The sequence below is a fragment of the Pedobacter sp. AC464 genome, assembly GCF_979253075.1.
The window spans coordinates 1239329-1263543 of the sequence record NZ_CEEDBV010000001.1 but is presented as its reverse complement, the minus strand read 5'-3'; the positions used below and the strand labels follow the sequence as shown (position 1 = coordinate 1263543).

General features: G+C 37.9%; 23 protein-coding genes. 7 read left to right on the top strand and 16 right to left on the bottom strand.

All coding sequences use genetic code 11. The features are described from left to right. Positions 1 to 78: 78 nt before the first annotated feature. The 8 genes from AC0IWT_RS05450 to trpS form a co-directional block, all read right to left on the bottom strand. The gene (locus AC0IWT_RS05450) at positions 79 to 2937 is read right to left on the bottom strand and encodes a S9 family peptidase (protein ID WP_471796330.1); all 2859 of its coding nucleotides are present in this window, start codon (positions 2935 to 2937) and stop codon (positions 79 to 81) included. Positions 2938 to 3125: 188 nt separating this feature from the next. Continuing rightward, a complete protein-coding gene (gene yidC / locus AC0IWT_RS05445; protein ID WP_471796329.1) occupies positions 3126 to 4934 on the bottom strand; it encodes a membrane protein insertase YidC in 1809 nt (602 codons plus the stop codon). Between the two features lie 20 nt (positions 4935 to 4954). Further along, entirely contained in the window at positions 4955 to 6571 is a 1617-nt protein-coding gene (locus AC0IWT_RS05440; RefSeq protein WP_471796328.1) for a CTP synthase, read from the bottom strand. 349 nt (positions 6572 to 6920) lie between these two features. Next, entirely contained in the window at positions 6921 to 7463 is a 543-nt protein-coding gene (locus AC0IWT_RS05435) for a hypothetical protein (RefSeq protein WP_471796327.1), read from the bottom strand. A gap of 34 nt (positions 7464 to 7497) precedes the next feature. After that, positions 7498 to 8259 (bottom strand): 3-deoxy-manno-octulosonate cytidylyltransferase, encoded by a 762-nt coding sequence (gene kdsB / locus AC0IWT_RS05430; RefSeq protein ID WP_471796326.1) that lies wholly within the window; start codon positions 8257 to 8259, stop codon positions 7498 to 7500. 1 nt (position 8260) lies between these two features. Continuing rightward, on the bottom strand, positions 8261 to 8455 hold the full coding sequence (locus tag AC0IWT_RS05425) for a DUF5808 domain-containing protein (RefSeq protein ID WP_056872458.1): 195 nt from the start codon (positions 8453 to 8455) through the stop codon (positions 8261 to 8263). A 7-nt stretch (positions 8456 to 8462) separates the two neighbouring features. Beyond that, entirely contained in the window at positions 8463 to 9077 is a 615-nt protein-coding gene (locus AC0IWT_RS05420) for a deoxynucleoside kinase (RefSeq protein WP_056872440.1), read from the bottom strand. Between the two features lie 69 nt (positions 9078 to 9146). Next, complete coding sequence (gene trpS / locus AC0IWT_RS05415) at positions 9147 to 10145, bottom strand: tryptophan--tRNA ligase (RefSeq protein WP_056872439.1); 999 nt, start codon at positions 10143 to 10145, stop codon at positions 9147 to 9149. 252 nt (positions 10146 to 10397) lie between these two features. Between trpS and AC0IWT_RS05410 the strand changes: the two genes are divergently transcribed. From AC0IWT_RS05410 to AC0IWT_RS05385, 6 genes are all read left to right on the top strand, one after another. Beyond that, complete coding sequence (locus AC0IWT_RS05410) at positions 10398 to 11123, top strand: lysophospholipid acyltransferase family protein (RefSeq protein WP_471796325.1); 726 nt, start codon at positions 10398 to 10400, stop codon at positions 11121 to 11123. 1 nt (position 11124) lies between these two features. Beyond that, positions 11125 to 11415, top strand: coding sequence for an Asp-tRNA(Asn)/Glu-tRNA(Gln) amidotransferase subunit GatC (gatC, locus tag AC0IWT_RS05405; protein WP_471796324.1), 291 nt, complete (start codon positions 11125 to 11127; stop codon positions 11413 to 11415). Between the two features lie 92 nt (positions 11416 to 11507). Further along, positions 11508 to 12266 (top strand): ABC transporter ATP-binding protein, encoded by a 759-nt coding sequence (locus AC0IWT_RS05400; protein WP_471796323.1) that lies wholly within the window; start codon positions 11508 to 11510, stop codon positions 12264 to 12266. Positions 12267 to 12330: 64 nt separating this feature from the next. Further along, positions 12331 to 12879, top strand: coding sequence for a cob(I)yrinic acid a,c-diamide adenosyltransferase (locus AC0IWT_RS05395; RefSeq protein WP_471796322.1), 549 nt, complete (start codon positions 12331 to 12333; stop codon positions 12877 to 12879). Positions 12880 to 12964: 85 nt separating this feature from the next. Beyond that, positions 12965 to 13186 carry a DUF2795 domain-containing protein gene (locus AC0IWT_RS05390; protein WP_010603503.1) on the top strand — a complete coding sequence of 74 codons (222 nt, stop codon included), beginning with the start codon at positions 12965 to 12967 and terminating at the stop codon, positions 13184 to 13186. Between the two features lie 169 nt (positions 13187 to 13355). After that, positions 13356 to 13514 (top strand): lmo0937 family membrane protein, encoded by a 159-nt coding sequence (locus tag AC0IWT_RS05385; RefSeq protein ID WP_109924584.1) that lies wholly within the window; start codon positions 13356 to 13358, stop codon positions 13512 to 13514. A gap of 89 nt (positions 13515 to 13603) precedes the next feature. Here the strand turns inward: AC0IWT_RS05385 and AC0IWT_RS05380 are convergent, their stop codons facing one another. Both AC0IWT_RS05380 and queA read right to left on the bottom strand, forming a co-directional pair. Next, entirely contained in the window at positions 13604 to 14269 is a 666-nt protein-coding gene (locus tag AC0IWT_RS05380; RefSeq protein WP_471796321.1) for a 2-C-methyl-D-erythritol 4-phosphate cytidylyltransferase, read from the bottom strand. 72 nt (positions 14270 to 14341) lie between these two features. After that, on the bottom strand, positions 14342 to 15391 hold the full coding sequence (gene queA / locus AC0IWT_RS05375) for a tRNA preQ1(34) S-adenosylmethionine ribosyltransferase-isomerase QueA (RefSeq protein WP_471796320.1): 1050 nt from the start codon (positions 15389 to 15391) through the stop codon (positions 14342 to 14344). A gap of 188 nt (positions 15392 to 15579) precedes the next feature. On the opposite strand from queA, the gene AC0IWT_RS05370 reads away from it, so the two are divergent. Continuing rightward, a complete protein-coding gene (locus AC0IWT_RS05370) occupies positions 15580 to 16824 on the top strand; it encodes an ABC transporter permease (protein ID WP_471796319.1) in 1245 nt (414 codons plus the stop codon). A 25-nt stretch (positions 16825 to 16849) separates the two neighbouring features. Here the strand turns inward: AC0IWT_RS05370 and AC0IWT_RS05365 are convergent, their stop codons facing one another. The 6 genes from AC0IWT_RS05365 to AC0IWT_RS05340 form a co-directional block, all read right to left on the bottom strand. After that, positions 16850 to 17821, bottom strand: a complete 972-nt coding sequence (locus AC0IWT_RS05365) for a glycosyltransferase family 2 protein (protein WP_471796318.1) — start codon at positions 17819 to 17821, stop codon at positions 16850 to 16852. Between the two features lie 143 nt (positions 17822 to 17964). Further along, positions 17965 to 18984 (bottom strand): UbiA family prenyltransferase, encoded by a 1020-nt coding sequence (locus AC0IWT_RS05360; protein WP_471796317.1) that lies wholly within the window; start codon positions 18982 to 18984, stop codon positions 17965 to 17967. Then, a complete protein-coding gene (locus AC0IWT_RS05355; RefSeq protein ID WP_157274989.1) occupies positions 18981 to 20015 on the bottom strand; it encodes a prenyltransferase/squalene oxidase repeat-containing protein in 1035 nt (344 codons plus the stop codon). The genes AC0IWT_RS05360 and AC0IWT_RS05355 overlap by 4 nt, the downstream gene beginning before the upstream one ends. Before the next feature lie 9 nt (positions 20016 to 20024). After that, complete coding sequence (locus AC0IWT_RS05350; protein ID WP_471796316.1) at positions 20025 to 21194, bottom strand: glycosyltransferase; 1170 nt, start codon at positions 21192 to 21194, stop codon at positions 20025 to 20027. A 1-nt stretch (position 21195) separates the two neighbouring features. Continuing rightward, positions 21196 to 23007 carry an ABC transporter ATP-binding protein gene (locus tag AC0IWT_RS05345; RefSeq protein ID WP_056872428.1) on the bottom strand — a complete coding sequence of 604 codons (1812 nt, stop codon included), beginning with the start codon at positions 23005 to 23007 and terminating at the stop codon, positions 21196 to 21198. 61 nt (positions 23008 to 23068) lie between these two features. Beyond that, the gene (locus tag AC0IWT_RS05340; RefSeq protein WP_471796315.1) at positions 23069 to 24172 is read right to left on the bottom strand and encodes an acyltransferase family protein; all 1104 of its coding nucleotides are present in this window, start codon (positions 24170 to 24172) and stop codon (positions 23069 to 23071) included. Between the last annotated feature and the right edge of the window lie 43 nt (positions 24173 to 24215).

Sequence of the window (24215 nt, the reverse complement as noted above, 5' to 3'; positions counted from 1 at the left end):
TAATAAATCTGCTTGTTTAAAAGAAAAGCAAGATAACCTTGTGGCCATCTTGCTTTTCCTATATCGTACTTGGTTTATTTAAGGTTTATCATCTGTTAGTTGAAAACCCCAGGTTTTACCTTTTTCTGTTGCGGGAACACCGCTTGTCATCCACGCTGGCGCTTTAGCACCCTTCAGGTAGTAATCGAAAAACTGTTGTTCACGAATTTGAATATCCTTACGGTTTTGGCGTTGAACAAGGTTGTGTGCTTCACCGTTATAATTCAGCATCCAAACGGGTTTTCCTAACCTGCGCAAACCAGTAAACATTTCTATACCCTGATACCATGGCACGGCTCCATCCGCATCGTTTGCCATAACCACAACAGGGGTGTTCACCTTAGGGAACATAAAAAGAGGGGAGTTTTCGATGTACAACTCAGGCTTTTCCCAAAGTGTGGCACCGATACGGCTTTGTGTTTTTTCATATTGGAACTGGCGGTTCATGCCACTTTCCCAACGAATGCCGCCGTATGCAGAGGTCATGTTAGCCACTGGCGCACCAGCCCAGGCTGCTGCGTACATATCGTTTTGAGTAATTAAGTAAGAAACCTGATATCCTCCCCAACTCTGGCCCTGAATTCCAATTTTCTTGCCATCAACCCAGCTGTTTTTCTTCAAATTTTCTACACCAGAATTTATAAATTCTACAGCAGATTGGCCGGGATGACCAGTTGTATAAGTAATATCGGGTGCGAAAACCAAATAACCGTTACTTACAAAAAATGAAATATTTAACCGCGATGGCGTTGGGGCTGGCGCCTGATATGCATATAAACCATCAGATAATTTTTCGTAGAAATAAACAATCATCGGATATTTCTTACTGGGATCGAAGTTTTCTGGCTTATACAAAATACCTTCTGATTGGTAGCCTTTCGGCGTAGTCCACTTCACCAATTCTGCAGTTCCCCAATTGTAGCTTGCTTGCTGCGGATTAGTTGCTGTCAGTTTAGTCTCGGTTTTGAAATCACTCGTAACGTAAACATCGGGCGAAGCCACATAATTTCCTTTATCAAAAATATAAACATCGGCATCTTTTGCTTTAAGCAGGTTCGAGTACTTTGTTTTACCCATCACCACCAGGTCGGGGTTTTTAACAGTGCCAACATTTTTTCGGTAAAAACCATTTTCTTTGGTTACGTTATTGAAACCATCCAACCAAACCAACTCATTTGCTTTCACAAATTTAGTATCGGCTCCACGCTCAAAGCGGTTATCTTGCTGTGTGCGCTGGTAACGAAGCGTTATCTTATTATCCCGGCCAAAGTTGTTGGTAATGTTCTTTGCCGGCGATTTTCCATCTGGAGAAAAGGACCAGATGTCGAAGCGGTCGTAAATCAAAACGGCTTTGTCGTCTTCTGTCCAGCTTGCAATACCATAAGCTTTCGGTGTATCCGGAACATCATTTTCTTCATCGGCAAACTTAACGTTCATTCCATTATTGAGTTGCGTAATTTTTCCGGTAGCTACCTGATAAGTAAACCAGTTAGAGGTATTTTCATCAAAATAAATTACATAATTACCGCCAGGCGAGGCCGTTGCGTTTCCGTTAAGCTTCTCAATTATTTTTTTGCGCTGTCCGGTTTTTGTATCAACCAAATAATAATCTCTAAGCGTAGAACCACTCCATTGCGATTCTATTCTCCGGCCAAAATCGGTAGATGCAAGCACAAAGTTTGCATCGCCATCGCTAACCATATTTGCATCAGGCAAACTTAGATCCGTTAAAGGCACAACCTTCGGGTCGCTGCTGTAAACGTCAATTACCGAAAGAAAACTCCTTTTGCCATCTCTATCTGCGTTTTTAAGCTGCATTGGTTGCAGGTAATCATCTTTATAGTTCCAAACGTCCACTTTGGCAACTTCAAAATCCACAATGGTGGTATCTTTTGGTTTTTTAACAGGGGCAATGCCGAAGAACAATTTTTTGCCGTCTTTACTAAAGTTTACTCTGCCATCGCCACTCACAGACCATTTTGCGGGTAAGCCCGGCATGTCATAATCAACAATTGTTTGAGCGGTATCAAGTGTGAGCGAGTTGTAGTAAATGTTATAGTTTTTAACTTCTTTTTTCTCCGGATCCTGTTCACCGATGAAAGCCAGGTGTTCACTCTCTTCATCAAAGGTAAAACCCTTAAAGCTTCCTTTGCCCTTTACAAGCGTTTTCAATAATCCTTTTTCAGTGTTTAAAAGGTAAACCCCTTGTGGCGCTGTTTTATCTTTTTTAGAACCGCTGCAGGCAAAAACAAGTTGCTTGCCATCTTTACTGAACGCGTAATCGGTAACATACTTATAAGTTTTATCTACACCTGTTAAGAGGTTTTTAACGATAAGGTCGGTACCTTCTTCTTTTTTAATGCCTCCGGCTGGTTCATCATCCGCGAAATCATTTTCATTATCTTTCTTTGGCGCAACAGCAGTCGCTTTTTTTGTGGTATCCAGTTTATCCAGCTGGTAAGCTAAATAGCCAAAACCCGTTTCGGGCATTTTGAACGATTTTACCCTGGCTACTTTTGTAACGGTGTTGCTGGTCAGATTAGCGATGCCTAAGGTATCTTTCGGCATTGCATCAGGTTTCGTTTTTTTAATTTTCGCCTGGCGCAAATCTTTATAAAAAGGTTTTATCAAAAACGCTGCAAATTTGGAGTCGTTACTGAACTGACCAACAGCAGCACGTGGAACGGTAAGTTTTGAGTTTGTTTTAAAGTTGGTTATATACAAAGTTGCGTCACCTTCCTGTTGTAAAACACTATATAAGGCTAGTTGGCCATTGTTTGATAACTGCTTTGTACCTACTGCTTCCCAGGTATCATAAACCTTATGATCTAATGGTTTTTTTTGTGCGTAGGCAAAGCTGACAACGAAGAATAGAATAATTGTTAGTCTTTTTTGCATTTTAAGAATGAATTAATTTGTTGGTTGAGATTTGATTTATAAAAATTGCAATTTTTTACCTTAATAGAAAGGATGTACGTCAAATATTACAAAATTTAAGTGGTTTTACACATTAGCTAAAGAGAAATGGCCTGAATGTTCATTAAACACCCAGGCCACTTGCAGCTTTTACGCTTTACTCGAATAAATTATTTTTTTCCTTTTGTAGGAAGCTGTTGTTGTTGCTGACGCATATAATCGTCTAAACGTTGTTGAAATTTAGACTTTTTCTTTTTCTCGTCTGCGGGTCTGGCTTTATTTTGCTGAATTAAAGCATGAATTTTATCATCATCAACCATTTTACGAATCAAGAACTGCTGTCCGAAAGTCATTAAGTTGGCTAAGAAATAGTAATAGTTTAAACCTGCCGGATAGCTGTTTAACACGCCTAAGAAAATAACCGGCATAATATAACCGATGTATTTCATTTGGCCGGTAGCACCAGAAACCTGATTGTTGAAATAAGTCATGATCAAGGTAGAGATGGTCATCAATACACACATTAAACTTAAGTGGTCGCCGATGAAAGGAATTTTTACACCGAAGCGAATAAATTCGTCATACGTTGATAAATCCTTCATCCAAAGGAAACTTTCCTGTCTGAGTTCGAATAAATTAGGGAAAAAGAAGAAAAAGGCCATTACCAGCGGAAGTTGCAAAACCATTGGCAAACAACCACCTAGCGGGTTAACACCAGCTTTCTTGTAGAGTTTTAAATATTCCTGCTGAACTAAAGTAGGATTATCCTCGCCAACCTTCGCTTTAATTTCATCCATTTCAGGTTTTAACACCCTCATCTTTGCCATCGATAAATACGACTTGTAGGTTAGGGGAGACAAGGCAAGTTTAAGCAATATGGTTAAAGCAAAAATAATTAAGCCATAACTCCAGTTGAATCCATTAAGAAAATTGAAAACCGGCAATACAATAAAACGGTTAACATATTTTAACGGCCAGTAACCCATGTCAACCTGTTGCTCTAAATCGTAGCCCTGTGCTTTTAAAGCTGAAAATTTGTTTGTTCCGAAATAAAACTCCATCTCATATGCCTGATTTGCCTGGTGTGTATAAGGCAACTGCATATTAGCGCCGTAGAATTTAATCTGGCCGGGAGTTGTTGGGATTTTAACTTCTAAACTTCCTTTTTCAAAAGGCTGTTTTGATATTAATGAAGCCGAGAAAAAGTGTTGTTTAAAAGAAATCCACTGAATTTTAGCTTTTGAAAGTTCTTCTTTTTCGTCTTTAGAAACACTTAAGTGGTTTACATCACCATCTAAATATTTGTAATAAGGCGCAGAGTAACGATGCTCACTTTCTATAGATTTTTCTTGCTGAAGCAATGTTGCTTCCCAGTTCAAATTAATGCTGTTACCAGAAATTGCCTGTTGCAAACCCACGAGGTTTACATTGAAAGCAACTTTGTTACTTAGCGCTTTTAAATCGTAAGTAAATTCAACATAAGCATTTGTGCCGTAATTGGCACGCATAATTACCTTGTTTCCTGTTTTGGTAGGGCTGAAATATAAATCGTTTGTGTTAACAACTTTACCCGCAACATTCAGGTTTAAGCCAAATTTATTTGCACCACCATCAAAAAGAATTAGTGGTTTTCCATCGAAAGTTTTCTGACCTTTTACCTGTGCTGATAAAATTTTACCGCCTTTATTTGTTAAGGTAATTAATAAGTTTTCGTTTTCAAGAACTGTTTTCGATTCTGTTCCGGCAATTGCAGTTCCAAAAGGGCCCTTTAATGCAAGCGAATCAACAACCGGAGCAATTGGTGAAGCTTTTATTACCGTATCTTTTGGCGCTATCACAGCACCGGCTTTTTTAAGGGAATCTATTCTTTCAGTTTCTTTGGCTTTTTTAAGTTCCGCTTCACTTGGTCTGAAGAAGTAGAATGATCCGCCCAAGATGATCATAATCAGGAATAATCCTGTAAAGGTATTTCTATCCATTATTAATTTTTATGCTGCAGTTAATTTGTTTTCTTTTTAGCATACTCCATTGCAGCGGCCACAAATTTAACAAAAAGTGGATGAGGATTTGCTACTGTTGATTTTAATTCGGGGTGGAACTGTCCGCCAACGAAAAAAGGATGGTTTTTTAACTCAATTATCTCTACAAGACCAGATTCAGGATTAATACCCGAAGCAATCATGCCTGCATTTTCATACTGTGTTAAATATTCATTATTAAACTCATAACGGTGGCGATGACGTTCGTTTATGTGTTGTTTACCATAAATAGCGAAAGCTCTTGTGCCTTTCTTAATGTCGCATGGATATGAACCCAAACGCATCGTTCCGCCTTTATTGGTTATTTTTTTCTGCTCTTCCATCATGTTAATTACAGGATTCTCAGCATTTTCTTCAATTTCAACCGTGTGCGCACCCTTCAAACCCAAAACATTACGGCCATATTCTATAACGGCACACTGCATGCCCAAACAAATTCCAAAGAAAGGAATATTATTTTCTCTAACGTATTTAATGGTGTCAATTTTACCTTCAATACCACGACTGCCAAAGCCCGGTGCAACTAGAACGCCCTGAAGGTGTCCAAGTTTTTCTTTTACGTTATCAGGGAAAATGCTTTCTGAGTGGATGTATTCCACTTTTACCTTGCATTCGTTTCTCGAACCTGCGTGTACAAAAGATTCGATAATGGATTTATAAGCATCCGGTAACTCAACATACTTTCCAACTAAACCAATTTTAACCTCGGCAGTTGGGTTTTTAAGGCGACCAAGAAAGTCCTTCCAGCTTTCCATATCCGGATCGTTCTTCGTTGGTAACTTTAATTTAGATAGAACTGTTTTGTCTAGTTGTTCTTTCAGCATCAGCAGCGGAACATCATAAATAGTTGATGCATCCATCGATTCGACTACTGCGTTGATGTTAACGTTACAAAACAGCGCAATTTTTTTTCTTAGATCGGTTCCTAAATGATGCTCTGTTCTGCAAACTAAAATATCAGGCTGGATGCCGTACTCTAAAAGTGCTTTTACGGAGTGTTGAGTTGGCTTTGTTTTCAATTCGCCGGCGGCTGCAAGGTAGGGAACCAGCGTTAAGTGTATTACAATTGCATTTGTACTGCCTTCTTCCCACTTAAACTGGCGAACTGCCTCGATAAATGGTAGCGATTCGATATCACCTACGGTGCCACCCAGCTCGGTAATTACGATATCGTATTCTCCGCTATCGCCCAGAATACGCATGTTGCGTTTAATTTCATCGGTAATGTGTGGAACAACCTGAACGGTTTTGCCTAAATATTCGCCTTTGCGCTCTTTGCTGATTACATTTTGATAAATGCGGCCTGTTGTTATGTTATTTGCCTGAGAGGTTGGAACATTTAAAAAGCGTTCGTAGTGACCAAGATCCAAATCAGTTTCGGCACCATCTTCTGTTACAAAGCACTCGCCATGTTCATAAGGATTTAAGGTTCCAGGGTCGATGTTGATATAAGGATCGAATTTTTGAATGGTTACACGATAACCCCGTGCCTGTAAAAGTTTAGCTAAAGAAGCGGAGATGATGCCCTTACCCAAAGAGGAAGTAACACCGCCCGTAACAAAAATATACTTAGTCATGTTTCTGAATTTATGCAACAAAGGCAAAAAATGTTGCTTTTTGTACGGGGTACAAAGGTAACAAAATTACTCGGTAGCGCATAAATAAAACGCTGTATTTTTAAATATGATAAACTGGTGTGATTCAGAAAACTAACCCGAAACTGGCTTTTATTTTCGCTTTTATAACGAAATTCAGCAAACTGTCTCTTAGCTATAGCCGACAAAAACAAAAGTTTTGGCCGGTTGAAAAACTAGGGTTCGATGGAAAGTATTTGCTATTGTTTTGAGCACCTGTGGCGAAAAAATATCCTGAGCCAAAAGTAACTCTTCGTGATAGTTGGCTTTTCGAATTGCTCATATTTAGTGTTTAGCAACACTGATAATATATTTTAACCTTTTTTTCTTTTTCACTCCAGGCAATATAAACGTTATTTTCTTTGCCCAAACGATATTTAAAACCATTCAATTCCGATTTTTTTAACTCCTCGTAAAGCGCCTTGTCAGGTGCGTTGTTATCCGCCTTATCCTCTGGCATCACCGCAGGTTCAAGGAAATTATCGTCGCTAAAAAAATCGTTTGCTATGGTCTTTAGGAAAATAATCTGGTCTTTTTCTTTTGATAAATCAATATTTGGATCGGTATTGCCAACAAGCTCGGTACCTTTTAATTTTACGTTATAAATTTCGGCGCCTTTAGCATTTTTGATGGAAAAATTCAGAACCATGTCTTCTGGTTTTCTACCGGTTAATTCGATTTTAAAAGTATCCTGGGTGTTCAAATCAGAAAATGATTTCGCAATGCTGGAGTTAACATTTTTAAATTCGATGGCATCAGCTTTTTTGTTGTCGCTGTTATTACAGCTTCCAAAAAAAAGAGGACAACAAAACAGTAGCAGCAAAAATTTTCTCATAATCAAAACTAATAATTTTATAACAAGTTAAGATTTACTCCAGTTTTAAGACCTTTAAAAGCTTGTTAAGTTTTTTAAGGTCTTCAGGTGTATCAATGGCAACGGTTTCCAAATCTGTTACCTTAGTTTGAATGTAAAATCCATTTTCAATCCACCGCAATTGTTCCAGGCTTTCGGCTATTTCTAACGAAGAGGGAGGAAGTTTTGTAATGGCCTTCAGCGATTCGGTTCTGTAACCGTAAATGCCGATATGTTTGTAAAACCGATGTTTCTCGGCCCAAACGCCAGGCTCGCCGTTTCTAATAAATGGAATCGGACTACGGCTAAAGTACATTGCCCGGCCATTTACATCGATAACAACCTTGGGACTGTTGGGGTTGTAAATACTTTCCTGGCTTTCAATCGGTTTAATCAACGTTGCTAATTGTACCTTTTCTTCGGTAAAGCAACTTGCAAGCAAGTCAATCTGAGCCGGTTCGATAAAGGGTTCATCGCCCTGAATGTTGATGACGATATCAAAATCGGGCATTTTTTCAATAACTTCAGCGCATCTGTCCGTTCCACTTTGGTGGTTTGATGAGGTAAAAACAAAGCTCCCGCCAAATCTTGTAACTTCATCTGCAATGCGCTCATCATCTGTTGCAACAACTACCTTCGAGAGGCTTTCTGATTTTGCTGCCTGCTCATAAACACGTTGTATCATGGATTTGCCGGCAATATCAACCAAGGGTTTGCCCGGAAAGCGGGTTGAAGCGTAACGGGCAGGAATGATTCCAATAATTTTAAACTGGCTCATGCTATTGATAAATTTTATAGGCAACAAATGCTAAAATTAGCCCGGTAAAGATGTATGAAATAGGATGCGCGAAATTTAAAGTCCAACCAAAACCCAATTCGCGTTTTGGTAAAACGAATCGTGAATCATTCCTGTTGAAATAAATTATGCCCCATTTCCAGTTTTCAGGACTATCTTTTTGAAAATCTTTAGCCATTGCCAATTTAAAAAAGACCGTTTATTTCCGCTTCAATGGATTGTATAACCTGTCCTAAATCTTCAGGATTGTTTGTAAAATCCAGTTTGTCCTTATCTAAAATTAACAATTTTCCCAGATTATAGCCTTTAATCCAGGCTTCATATTTTTCGTTCAGTTTTGACAGATAATCGATGCGAATGCCTGCCTCATACTCACGGCCGCGACGTTGAATGTTATTCACCAGAGTAGGTACAGATGCACGCAGGTAAACGAGCAGATCCGGCGGTTTAATAAACGAAGTAATGTTGTCAAAAATCGCACGGTAATTATCATGATCACGGGTAGTCATCAAGGCCATATCGTGCAGGTTTTCGGCAAAAATATGGGCATCTTCATAAATCGTTCTATCTTGTATTACGTTCCGTTTGTTTACTTCAATATCTGTAATTTGCTGGAAACGACTATTTAGAAAATAAATTTGAAGGTTAAAACTCCAGCGTTTCATGTCGCTGTAAAAATCTTCCAGGTACGGATTATTGTCTACAGCTTCGTATAAAGCTTCCCATCCATAATTTTTCGCCAATAAACCAGTTAAAGTGGTTTTACCTGCACCTATATTTCCTACTATTGCTATGTGCATATTTTTTTTCTGTGATATGAATGAGGAAACTTTACAAAGAGTGCCTTTACCTCAAATCTATTAAATTAATTAAAAACTTTTGAACCCGATTAAGCTTCTCACTTCTCTTATCGTTTTTTGAGCACTTTCGCGAGCCTTTAAAGCGCCGTGTTTAGCAACCTGTCTTAAGTAGGAGTCGTCTTTTGCAATATCCTGAATTTTTTCACGCATTGGCGCAGTAGCGATGATCATATCTTCGGCTAATTGCTTTTTAAAATCGCCATAACGAATTTGCATCTTATTGTACAAATCATCGAAATGATTGAGGGTGTCTTCGCTCGAAACAACCTTCATCAAATCGAATAAATTTTGAATGGCCTCGGGTTTTGGCTGGTACTCCTCCGTCGGACCACCATCGCTTACTGCCCTCATAACTTTCTTGCGGATGGTTTCAGGATCATCTGATAAGTACACGGCATTAGCTTCGCCTTCCGATTTTCCCATTTTGCCTTTTCCGTCTAATCCTGGCACTTTCACAAGTTTTTCTGTAAAACTGAAAGCATAGGGTTCGGGGAAATACTCGGTATTGTATAACCTGTTAAAACGGTTGCCAAAGGTGCGGGCCATTTCCAGATGCTGTTCCTGGTCTTTGCCAACAGGTACTTTTGTAGCCTTATGAATCAAAATATCTGCTGCCATCAAAACCGGGTAGGTTAGCAGGCCTGCATTAACATTATCCGGATTTGCCCGAACTTTATCTTTAAATGAAGTACTGCGCTCAAGTTCGCCCATGTAAGCATTCATGTTTAAATAAAGATACAATTCGGCTATTTCGGGTACATCACTTTGTATATAAATGGTGCTCGTTTCCGGGTTTATTCCACTCGCAAGGTATTCAACCAATACATGTTTTATATTGCCGTGTAAGTCAGCTGGTGTAGGGTGTGTTGTTAATGAATGTAAATCGGCAATAAAAAAGTAACAATTGTAATCATGTTGCATTTTTACAAAATTCTTTACTGCGCCATAGTAGTTACCTAAATGTAATTTTCCTGTAGAGCGGATGCCGCTCACCACTGTTTCTTTCATAATGCCACGAAATTAAAAATAAATTAGCATCAAACTATATTATGGTATTGTTTTTATCTCAGTAGTTTTCCGCGAAAAGATAACTTCTTGATTGGTTGATGTGCAATTGTTAATTGAACCTTTTTACTGCTAATCTGTGATGCACGTATTTATTTGCTTAATAATGTTCAAGTTTACAGCCGGAAATCAGCGATTTCCAATAACGATTTGGATTAATAGGAAAGCAACGTAATTTTTATATTTTTGATGGCTATGACCAAATTTTTAAGGAAAGTTCACCGGGTTTGGTATCTGTTTTGGATACTGTTTTTCTTCTCGTTGTTTTATCCGCTTTATTATTTAACATCGCGAAGCCCAAGATATTATGGTGTTTTAAATTCTTTAAGAAAAGCCAACAGCTTCCTTTGCAGTTTATTTGCTGGTGTTTTTTTCTCGTTTAAGTTTGAAGAGAAACTCAGCAAAAACCAGACGTATATCTATTGTGCCAATCATACCTCGAACCTCGATATAATGGTGTTTTGCATTTTGGCGAAAGGTAAGTTTCATTTTATGGGAAAAGATGAACTGCTGAATAACCCGGTATTAGGCATTTTTTTTAAAACAATAGATATTTCAGTAAATCGCGACAGTAAGATATCCGCATTCAGAGCCTTTAAGAAAGCTGGCGAAAACTTAGAAAAGGGCATGAGTCTCATCATTTTTCCAGAGGGAAAAATTGACGACCATTACCCGCCGAAATTGGGCGAGTTTAAAAATGGTCCGTTCAGGCTTGCCATTGATAAAAATATACCTTTGGTGCCGGTAAGTATTACCAATGTTTGGAAAATTAACTGGGATGATGGTGCCAAATATGGAAGTAAGCCCGGAATTTGCGATATTTACATCCATAAACCAATTAATACTTCGGATTTAGCAGATTCCGATACCGAAATGTTGAAAGAGCGGGTTTTTGAAATGATTAACAGTAAGCTGGAGTAAAATGAATTTAGATTCGAAAACAATTTATAAGATTGCCGACCTGGCCAGAATACATATCGAAGAAGAAGATGTTGAGCAGCTGATTCCCGAAATGAATAAGATTTTATCTTTTATGGAAAAGCTGAATGAGCTTGATACCACAAATGTTGAGCCATTGGTTTACATGAACGATACCACGAATGTGTGGCGGGAAGATGAAATTAAGCAGGAGATTTCGACCACTGATGGTTTAAAAAATGCTGCTAAGCATAATGAAAGGTTTTTTATGGTTCCGAAAATTATTGAGAAGTAAAATTATACAACCAGATTATTACTGTTGCATAGCTTAAAAATCAATTCGCTTGTAACATCTATAGCATTGCCATTGTCTAAAAAATAAAAACTATGCCTCAACCACTCATTACAATTAAGGAAATTGGTCGCAAATATGTTATCGGTTCAGAAGTAATTCATGCTTTAAAATCTGTTAGTTTAGATATAAATAAGGGCGAATTCGTAGCGTTGATGGGGCCATCAGGTTCTGGCAAATCTACTTTAATGAATATTTTAGGCTGTTTAGATACACCTTCAAGCGGAACTTATATACTAAATGGAACCGATGTAAGCCATATGACGGATGATGCGTTGGCCGAAGTCCGAAATCAGGAAATTGGCTTTGTGTTTCAAACTTTCAACCTTTTACCACGTTCAACATCGTTGGATAATGTGGCATTACCATTGATCTATGCCGGAAACAGCAAAAAAGATAGAGATGCCAGAGCGGCTAAAGCATTGGAAAACGTGGGTTTGGGAAATCGTATGGATCACAAACCTAACGAATTGTCTGGTGGTCAGCGCCAGCGTGTTGCTGTTGCAAGAGCCCTGATAAATGATCCTTCAATCATCCTCGCAGATGAGCCGACAGGGAATTTAGATACCAAAACCTCAATCGAGATCATGGGTTTGCTTGAAGAAATCCATAGTAAGGGCAATACAATTATTTTAGTAACCCACGAGGAAGATATTGCACAACACGCCCATCGAATTGTACGTATGCGGGATGGTTTAATTGAAAACGACTACATAAATACAGACATTAAAAACGTTTCTCCACGTTTGCAGGCGCTAAAGGAAAGTGGAAGCGACTGGGAAAAAATTAGTTAATGATAATCAACTTTGTGATTAGAAGTTTTCAACCTTTGCTAACCCAATATTCCAAATCTCTTTAATGAAAATCTATACCAAAACTGGCGATAAAGGACAAACATCGCTGATAGGAGGTACGAGGGTACCAAAGTTTCATTTGCGCATCGAAACATACGGCACGGTTGATGAATTGAATTCGTACATCGGTTTGGTTGGTTGTCAGGAAATTGAAACTCACCATCAAAAGTTACTCAAAGAAATTCAGGACAGACTTTTCACAATCGGGGCATCACTAGCTGCTGACCCTGAGAAATCGAAAATGAAAATTCCGGATTTGCACGATTCTGATGTTACCTTGCTGGAAACCGAAATTGATGCGATGAACGAAGCCTTGCCTCCTTTAAAACACTTTGTTTTGCCAGGCGGAAATAGCGTAGTAGCCTATTGCCATTTAGCCAGATGCGTTTGTAGAAGGGCAGAACGTTTAACGGTAGAGCTTGCCGAAAATAGCTTTGTAGACGAACGCGTAACCGTTTACTTAAACAGGCTGAGTGATTATTTATTCGTTTTAGCCAGAAAACTAAATTTAGATTTTGGAACAGAAGAAAACATTTGGATACCTCGCGTATAATGGTGGAAAAATAAGTTTGTTTTGCTCAAAAATTTTAATATACTTTGCGCATTATTAAGTATAAGAATTTAATAGAATTGAAGATATGTATTGGACACTAGAATTAGCTTCCCACCTGGAAGACGCACCATGGCCTGCAACAAAAGATGAGTTAATTGATTACGGCATCCGTTCTGGTGCACCTGTAGAAGTAATTGAAAATTTACAGGCACTTGAAGACGATGGCGAGCCTTATGAAACAATAGAGGAAATTTGGCCTGATTATCCAACTAAAGAAGATTTCTTCTTTAATGAAGATGAATATTAAAAATATTAACTCCCGATTTTAAAACCGGGAGTTTTTTTTCGAATTACTTGTTGTTTGTAAAATGTTTAATTTCCTGTAAATAAGGAACTTGTAAAATAAACTGACAATTTTTAAACAAAAATATACAACTTGTGTTAATAGATAAACATTTACTTAAAAAATTAACACAATGGGAAATTTATTGTATTTAGTAGCGGTAGTATTAGTAATACTTTGGGTTATAGGATTTGTATTTCACGGCTTCGGTGACGTTGGTGGAATCATTCACGTTTTACTTGTAATTGCAGTAATTGCAATTCTACTTAAAGTTATTGGTAGGGCAGCGTAAAACAGACCTAAGTGCATTCGTTTATAAGCTAAGCTTTATAAACAAGTTATTATAAAAAAGGAGTTTCAATTTGAAACTCCTTTTTAGTGTTATACTTTTAGCAAAAGTTCGGCAAGTTCCAAATCAATTGGATACGTTATTTTTATATTATTCCGCTCGCCTTCTATTATTTTAATTTCTTCACCAGTAAACTCAACAACACTGGCATCATCGGTAAAATGGCTGTCGAATGGTTGTTGGTAAGCCCGCTTTAGCGTGGCCAGTTTAAAAGTCTGCGGTGTTTGAACCAGGTAAATCTCATTACGTTTTAAAGCCAGTGTTTTCTCGCCCACAAGCGTTCTCACGCTGTCGCTAGATTGAACAGCCGCTACTGCGTTGCCTTTAAGTTCTGCCTCGCTATAACACTTATCAATTAATTCGGTAGAAATTAATGGACGAACTGCATCATGTATAGCCACAAAACTTTCCTCTTCAATTTGTTCCACAGCATTTTTCACTGAAAAAAAACGTTCTTTTCCACCTGCCACAACCAAGTGCGGTATGTTAAAATTAAATTCTACGCAAAGCCTGTTCCAGTACGCATGCTGGTCGGGGTGTAAAACAACAATAATTTTTGGTTGAGTGCTGCTTTGTGCGAAAGCCCTTATGGTATGCATTAAAACCGGGCGGTTTTTAAGCAAGAGGAATTGTTTCGGGGTTTCAGTTTGCATTCGATTGCCTGAACCGCCTGCAACAATTACAGCGTAGTATTTCATTTTGAGTATCAAATTAAAAGCACCTGGCATTGCAAAGTTTTAATACCAGGTGCTTATAACTCAAATTTAATATTATATAATCAGCATGGCATCACCATAGCTGTAAAATTTATATTTTTCTTTTACGGCAACTTCATAGGCGTTCATTACATTTTCATAGCCACCAAATGCACTCACCATCATTAACAGAGTCGATTCTGGCGTGTGGAAATTTGTGATCATCGAATTTGCAATGCTAAAATCGTAGGGCGGAAAAATAAATTTACTTGTCCAGTCGTTCGCTGCTTTAAGGGTTCTGTTAGCAGAAACTGCTGATTCGATGGCACGCATTGATGTTGTACCAACCGCACATATTTTCCTTTTTTCTTCTAAAGCTTTATTTACAATGTTAGCATCTTTTTGTTCGATGATAAATTGCTCAGAGTCCATTTTGTGTTTAGTCAAATCTTCAACCTCAACAGTTCTAAAAGTTCCTAAACCCACGTGCAAGGTTACCTCAGCGAATTCTATCCCTTTCAGCTCTAATCTCTTCATCAACTCGCGACTAAAATGTAAACCTGCAGTTGGCGCAGCAACAGCACCTTCATGCTTGGCGAAGATGGTTTGATAACGCTCTTTATCTTCGGCCGTAGCTTTACGTTTAATGTATTTTGGAAGCGGTGTTTCACCTAAAATTTCAACATTTTTTCTGAATTCTTCATCAGTTCCTTCAAATAAGAACCGAATTGTACGACCTCGCGAAGTCGTATTGTCTACAACCTCAGCAACCAATAAGTCATCATCGCCAAAATATAATTTATTACCTACTCTGATTTTACGGGCAGGATCTACCAAAACATCCCACAAACGCAGTTCCTTGTTTAGCTCGCGAAGCAAAAAAACCTCAATTGTAGCACCGGTTTTTTCTTTATTGCCGTATAACCTGGCAGGAAAAACTTTTGTGTTATTTAAGATCATTACATCTTTATCGTCGAAGTAAGCTAAAACGTCTTTAAAGATTTTATGTTCAATTTTACCGCTGTCTTTATGTAAAACCATTAAACGTGCTTCGTCGCGTTCCTCCGAAGGATTATTGGCAACTAATGATTCGGGTAAGTTAAATTTGAATTGTGATAATTTCATTCTTGATGAATTTTTTGAGGTGCAAAAATACGAATTTAATTCTTCTTTTTCGTATTTATCAAACGCATTTACGGTATATTATGTTTTAAGCGGAATTTGTTATCTTGCAGCGAGCCTGCAAATTTAAAATGATTAGTTTTGAAAAACGGTTGTAACCTTTTTAACTGTGTGGTGTCTAAACAACAATTATGATAATCTTCAGACTTATAGGTGAGAGTTTTCGTTTTGCATTTGATGCATTGCGCCAGAACAAATTGCGTACAATGTTATCGCTTTTGGCAATAACCATTGGTATTTTTGTAATTATTTTTGTTTTCTCTGGCGTAGATACCTTTCGCGGTAAGTTGCAGGCTAGTGTGGATAAGTTAGGTTCTAACACAATTTATATTCAGAAATGGCCATGGAGTTTTGGTGATAATTATCCCTGGTGGAAGTATGCAAACCGCCCCGAACCATCAATACGTGATTTTGAGAATTTAAAAGAAAGAATGAGTAATTCTGATGGGATTACTTTCGAGATTTCTACAAGTAACAGAACAATAAAGTATAGAAGCGGCTCAGTTGAGGGAATCTCGGTGTCTGCAGCTTCGCAGGATTTTAACAAAACCTGGAATTTTGAATTGCAATCCGGAAGATATTTTACAGATAATGAAAGCAATAATGGTACGCCTGTTTGTTTGATTGGTGCTGAGATTGCTGAAGGTTTATTCGGGAGTGAAGATCCGGTAGGTAAACAGGTTCAGGTTTTGGGCAGACGTGTTACGGTAATTGGCGTTTTCGTAAAGGAAGGTGAAGATATGCTTGGTACTTCCCTCGATAAAAGTGTAAACGTTCCGATTAACTTTGCTAAAAGTATTCTTGATGTTCAAAATGAGCGTTATAATCCACAAATTACCGTGAGGGGTTCAGATAATGTTTCTCTCGAAGAAGTGGAAAGTGAACTTCGTGGTTTGATGCGTTCTATCCATCGTTTAAAGCCTAACCAGGAAGATGATTTTGCGTTGAATAAAACAACAATCTTGTCTAATCAGCTAAATAAAATGTTCGACGTAGTGAATTTGGCAGGTTGGGTTATTGGCGGATTCTCAATTTTGGTAGGCGGTTTCAGCATCGCAAACATCATGTTTGTATCGGTAAAAGAACGTACAAATATTATTGGAATCCAAAAGTCGCTTGGTGCAAAACGGTATTTTATATTGCTTCAGTTTATTTTCGAAGCCATTTCACTTTGTATTCTAGGCGGCTTACTTGGCTTACTGCTCGTTTATCTGCTGGCGCTTGGAATAGGGGCTGCGACAGATTTTCATATCATTCTCGGATTAAATAACATTATTCTGGGCATAGGAATATCCGTTATTATCGGAACGATTTCAGGTTTTTGGCCTGCTTATTCTGCCTCAAGATTAGACCCAGTAGAAGCAATTAGAAGTTAGTAGATTAAAGCACTTAGCGCTTAAATTAAATCCGCTGTTGAGGGATGGCGCTAACCTTTCGGTTTAAGCCTTTTAGCAGCACTCTTGGGATTTCTTTTAAGGTGAAAGGGATGTTAATAGCAAACGATTTCACTAAAAGGTTAAATGAATACTTAAAATTCAGTTCCCTGATTAAGTTATGTTTTGCAAACTCTACTAAGCCGCCCATATAACGTTCTTCTAAAATTTTTCTTTCTTTTGGAGTTAACAAGTGATTAAATTTGATAATTTTTGCTTTGGCATCTGCTATGTACAAGAATTCCAACACTTCACTCCATTTTCTGCCGTCGTAAACATTTATTTCGTCGATACGTTTGTGCCAAAGCTGTTGCAAGGTAAACGCAGCTCTGCATGGTCTTGATAAAATAAGTTCTAAATACATGCACCAGTCGTCGCCAATATTCATGTCTTCATCCCAACCCTTTAATATGGATGAACGTCGAATTACAACAGACGAGGAAGGCGAGGGGCAAGATTTAATGTACAAATCCCTTACTTCCGAATAATCTAACACAACCCAATTATCTTTCTCTTTCCCGAAATAGGTTTTTAAAAACGGATCGTTCGAAAGAAAATTCCATGGATCACCGATTCTGCTTTCCTGTTCCCAGTTTGCAAATACGAAATCGAGATTTTCTTCTTCTAGTTTGCCTACACATTCCTCCAAGAAATCGGGGTGCCAAACATCATCAGAATCTAGGGAAGCTACGATGGTTCCTTTAGCATGTGCTAAACCGGCATTTCTGGCCGATGCCTGACCGCCGTTTTTTTTATAATGATATTCTACCTGTGGGTATTTTTTAACGATTTGGGAAGTCCGATCTATAGAGCCATCATCAATTACTATAATTTGAATATTCTTGTATGTTTGGCCAATCGCACTTTCAATTGCATCAGGGAGCCTTTTTTCCCGGTTATACGTTGGTATAATTATCGTTACTAATTCGCGGTCAGCCATTAAATTTTTCTAAAAAGGGGTAGATTTTTAGCGCTAAATTCACCGTTATAGATATATTGTCTATCGAGCAAATCTTGTTACAAAGTTAGTAAAGAAACTTCAAATTATTTGCTTTTAGGTTAATTAGCCGAATGACGGCATAATTATTTCGAAAATGAATGCTTAACCTTGTGTATAAACACTTTAGAAAAATAAAAATAATCGTAAATAGCCAGCCACAAAATATGAGGGAACAAAAACAAATGGGAAGCTAAAATTATCATGTTATAGTAATCGGAAATAAAAGCTGCGACCAACAGTGATACAGGGAAAAACATTTGATAGTAATCGGCCATTAAAATCTGAAATGGTTGGTCGTTGGTTTTTAGGATAATTATAACCTGGGTTTTGTTGATTTTGTATCTTAAAAAAACCAATAGGAGATAAATGCCCAGGCCAACAAACGGTAACGTCAGGTTTATGTTATACAGCATCACGCTGAATGCGGCAAGTTCTACAATTATCAGTAACCGGCCTTTATTTTTAAACGCCGCCGGCGTTGTTTTACTTGCGTACGTATTCAGATTTACTTTGATGTCGTTAAGTCTGTCAGCGAACTGGTGCCATAAAATTCCCCTTAGGCCATATGTTAATGCCCACACACCAACCGCTGCAAACCATATCCAGTTAATCTCCTGGTTGGTTATATAACTCATGCTTGCAACCATTAATAAACTGGGAAATAAATGCGAACCGCAACCATCGGCAAAAACACCAAATATCCCCCGGTTTTTTAACCGGATGGGTTTTATCGAGTAAAGGCTAAACACTATCCACGATGATAAATAAAGGGCGCAGGAAAGTAGGTCGGGATATAGGAAGTAACCGAAAATGAAACCGGCCAATACACATATCGCGGGGATAAACCACCTATATTTTTCTGCCACTTGTTGGATTCTGTTGGCTTTTCCACTGGCAATATCTTCCTCCAGGTCGGTTATATCATTGATTACGCTAACGTATATTGCACCAACAACTAAAGCACATAAAAGAAATAATGCCCAGTGTGCAACACGAAACAGCGGCACCGGCGACATTAAAACGGTAGCATATGCTATAGCCAGGAGCGGAGGCAGTTTATGAGACCACCATTCCTGCGAACGGATGATGCTTAAACCTTTCATTTGCTGTATCTGGATTTATATAGCGCTAATGCTTCGAGGCAGAAACCAGTAGTTAATTCTTCGGAGCCATAACATTGTAATTTCTTCGGCCCCCCGTAATAAACTGCCCAGCGAGGCCATTCCCCATATTCACCTTGGGTGTTAACGATAAAGTTAATGGCTTTTTCTAAATTTGTGATTTGATAATTTAGTTTGATAAGCGAAATTACTGCCAGAGCTGTGTCTAGTATACTTTCCCCAAAAGAACCATCTTGTTTAATGGTATCAATTATTCGCTGGGTGATAGGCTTCCTTATCGGTTCTAACTCTGCCACTCCTGAGTACAAGATTCTCGAAAAAAAATAATATATCGTGAACGGATTCCGATACCACTTATCACAGTCAGCTTCTTTTTGGGTTAAAATTATGTCGAGCAGGTAGTTAATAATTCCTGACGTATCTTTTGTTAATCCCAGATAAAAAAGGACATTTGCATTCACCACAGCATCAATGTCATACTTTTTGGCCTCTACATTAGCCCAGAATAGTAAAGATTGAACTGGGTATTTAAACTCCCTCAACATGAGCAGCCAGTAATCTTTATTCCATTTCAGAGTTGGTCTAAAAGTATACCAGCTATAAAATAAATTATTTCTGTTCCTGTTCAACAACAGCATAGCTTCATTGCTTTGAAACTCTCTGTTAACAGCGTTCAGTAATATCGAAGCGCACGAGGTATTGTCGACATCTGGAGGGCATACCTTAAAGTAAGGATGAGCTTTTGTAAAGTTGTTCCATATCCCACCTCTCATTGATTGTGCTTGTAAAAATGATGCAGAAAGCTGTAAAATATCATTCACTTTTGAAAAATCACCCAAATCGAGTATTGAATATGCAATTAAAGATGTTGGGAAAACGTTTGCATCAGGAACTGTTTCCAACATGGTGTCTTCATGTCCGATGTAGCAACAAAATTCACCATTAGGAAATTGATTCTGATGAAGATAAGAAATCCCCTTTTGAATTGATTCATCTATGTCTCTAGAGAGCATATTGTTTAATTAAACTGATTTAATAAGTTTTATAATCATATCTGAGAAATCACCTTCGGGCGATTTCGGGATTAGTTTAGAAACTGTCTCAGCGCCATTTCTTCCCATCTGTTCCCATTGTTCTCTTTGCTGCCATGCTCTTTCCATTGCTTCTTCAAAAGAAATTTCATTTGGGAAACCTGAGAAAGCGTTCACGCCTTCAGTGGTAATTTCCGTATTTCCACCTACATTAGAGATAATTACAAGTCGCCCTGCTGACATTGCCTCCACCATAGAAAGCGGCAATCCTTCACTTCTTGATGGCAAGATAAGTGCATGGTAAGAATGCCACATTTTTTCCACATTATCAATCTGCCCCACAAAATCAATATTTTCTACTTTCAGTAAGTTCTTCATGTCAACCAACGCATTCTTATCTACTCCGGAACCTATAAACGATACTTGAACCGGACGATTGCGCCATTTTTCCTGAGATAAAATTCTGATTAACAGATCCTGTCCTTTATCTAAAACAAATAATCTCCCCAAGCAAGCAAGCCTATATGTTTTTATCTCTTTTGGATAGGGAACAATATTACCTGAAAGTTTAACGGGATTGAAGATTACCTTGGCATTTATTAATTTTTTTCCAAACTGTTCTTCGGTAAGACGCAAATTGTGTTTAGAAACATAGTAGTTCATTCTAGAATGTTCCAATGCCCCCAGCATTATTTTTCTGTCTTGGGTTTGAGGCCAATAAAAATCTACCGCTTTCTGTGCTATAGTCACATAAGGCACGTTCAACAAATTGCATTGATAGGCAAGTTTCAAACCATCAAAATTAATTCCTTGTGAAATTATTACCAGCGCAGGCGACTCTTTTTTTATGATATTTACGAAGCCGCTAAAATCTTCTTCAAATTTCCAGGGTTTCAGCTTTAGACCTACTGCAACTTTTTCAATAAAGTTTCCTGCAAAATTTAGAATGCGTTCAGGAGCAGACTTTCTTGGAAAAATATCAAATAACATAACCCCTTTAGCAGCTAGTTTAATAAATGCCGGATGCTGTCTGTTTATCTGATACTTAACTACAGAAATTTCAAAACCTGCATTTTGTAGTAATGGTACACTGCGTCCCCATAACTCTTCGCTACCGCCCCAATCTTCCGCACAAGTACTAACGATAATAATTTTTTGCATTTTAATCTGTTGCTAAGTTATCATTGAATAGGTGATAGTAATCACCTTTTAATGATACGAGTTCCTCGTGAGTGCCGGATTCAGATATTGTTCCATTTACAAGCATATAAATATAATCTGCATGTTTAACAGCAGATTGCCTGTGGCTTATGATTAGCGCCGCCCTGTTACCTATCCGTTCTCTGAATGAGTCAAATAATTCTTTTTCTGCTGTTGCATCAAGTGCACTTGTTGCTTCGTCAAGCACGATGAATCGCGAGTTGCTATAAAAAGCCCTGGCAATGGCTAATTTTTGCCATTGTCCGATACTAACTTCATGTCCGTCTTCAAATATTCTACCCATTGTGGTCTCATATTTATTGGGAAAGTTATCAATAAACTTATCTGCTCCTGAATTCTTCGCTGCCTCAACAATGTCTTCAAATCTGATCTCATTATAGATGTCGCCAAAACGGATATTCTCGGCAACAGTCACATTGTACTTTCCGAAATCCTGAAAAACAGCACAGATTTGCTTTTGATAGTCTGCAATTTTAAACGACTTAATATCTGTATAATTCAAGTTAACTGAACCTGACGTTGGGTCATACAGCCTGCAAAGTAATTTAATTAAAGTAGATTTTCCAGCCCCGTTACTTCCTACAACAGCAACTATTTTACCCGCAGGCATTTTTAAGTTTATATCCGTTAATGTATTTTTTTCTGCATGGGGATAAATAAAACTCACGCCTTTTAGTTCTAAATCAACTTCATTATCGGCGGGTATCACTAGCGGGTTCTCATTTTCTTTCAGGCTACTCTTTAAATCAAAGAGTTCGAAAATACTCTTTACAAAAATGTTGTTATGATATAGTGTGGAAATGCCGGATGACAGATTTTGCATAATATTGAATGCTTGCGGAAACGCAATAAGGAAAAGCGAAATATCGCCAACACTGGTGATGCCGTGAATGCTTCCGATAGCGATGTATGCCACACAAGCAAAAAAGCCCATTGTGGCGATGGTTGATGTTATTAACTCCTGGTAAGTTTTTTGCTTACTTATTTTCAACCTTCCTGACAATAATAAGAGTCTGATATCGACATACAATTTCTTTAAATGATTGCCGAGACCGAAACTTCTTACCTCTTTTGCGTGCACATCTGAAGTTAACAGCGTGCTTAAGTAATTCGATTTTCGTTCCAGTGCAGTCTGCGATAGCCGTAAAATGTTTTGGCTGTCTGCAAAGTTGATTCTAACCCATAAAGTCGGCACTACGAATAGCGCAAGTATTGGAAACAGCCTCCAGTCTATCGATACAAGCATCGAAGCAATTAAAATTAAACTGATCATGTTTTTTGCAATATCTACCATGGTAAAAACAATGACGTTTGGCCGATCGGTAGCCATATCCCTAGCTCGCTTTAAAATATCGAAATAGCCTGGACTCTCGTAGAACGAGAGGTCGAGTTCAATTGCGCAATTATGAATCTTCTCATCAATATGTTCAGCTACTTTTCCCGATTGTTTTTCTGTTATGTAATTCGAAATCGCTTTCACAGAAGTAAAAAGAATAGCCGATAAAGTTGAAAGGATAATGTATTTAATTACCTCGGGTTCATTTTTAATATCATTAATTCCATGCGCTGAAATGGTATCGATAAGCACTTTAAGAAAGTATAACGAAGAAAAAAATAAACCACTTTCTATTGCGATAAAAGATATTGAAATGATAGACCACTGTTTTGAGCCTTCCCAGATCAGCTTTAAGAGCCTGAAAATACTTAGGCTACTGCTGAATTTTTGAACTTTGCTGGTAAACGATTTAATCATAAATTATCAGGGAATTTTATTGCAATTTAACACGAGTATAGAACTGAATTTTTTGAGACAACTAAAATTGGTGAGTTAAACTTTCACTTTTTACTGAGATATCTCTTTTTCTGAAAACGTTGAAAATGAATACCAGAATTAAGCTTACGATTTTAGAAAGTGGTTTTTCTACGAAGACGTTTAAGCCCCAACAGATTAGCCCGATAAAGATCATTAAACCCCAAAGTAGGATGTCTGCCTGAATGGTATTTCTAAAATGCCAGTACACGCCAAGGAAGAATATGTGGAAAAGGAAAAACGGGTAGGCAATTTCACCAAGCTTTTTAAGGAATGGGTAACCGGGGATATTGATTTTCTTTAAAGAAATTAAAAGAAACGTTAAGTAGAGTAGGGTGATTATGCCGCCCATTAAAAAATAATTAGCAGAGTGGGGTATTTTATAATATCTGTCAATATCTTCAGTTAAAAGCATAGAACCTTTTAACGCAAAACAAAAATTAACTAAGGCAAGTGTGTAAACTTTCCAGGGCGTAAACTTTTTTGCATTAATAAAATAGAATAACATCCCGGCAATAAACGGTGTAAACATGAAATAGGCATTCCTGGTTGCAGGGAAGAACTGTCCGATTGCGAATAAACTAAGGAGAACCGTAATTATGAGTAAAATTTTATTCCAACCTTTAAAAATTAATATAAAAAGCACAAAAAGGTAAAAGCAAAGTTCTACAACCAATGTATGGAATACCGGGCTAAGCGCCTGAAAACCAAATACTGTTGGCATCATCGTCATATTCATCAAAAGGGTTTTGAAGGGAAGTGTAGGCAGATACGAGTGTTCGCCGTAAAATCTTGGTAGCAGAAACGCAACGATACAACTAACCCAAAATAGCGGGTAAATCCTTGCTAATCTTATAATTACGAAATCTTGGATGTTTCTTTTAAGGGATGTCATCGTTATTACGTAACTACTTACCATGAAGAAAATAGTTAATGCAACTGTAGAATAACGAACTACCGGACTATATTTCAGATTTTCAGGTACTATCCTGAAGACATAGTTAAAAGAATCTGCATAATGACCTAAGAATATTGCGATTACAGCGATGATTCGAAGTAAATCTAACGAACCAGACCTGTTCGTCTTTGAGATAACATCTTTTGTCATGAAAAATAGAAATGTAGGAGATGACTGATAAGGCAGTAAAGAT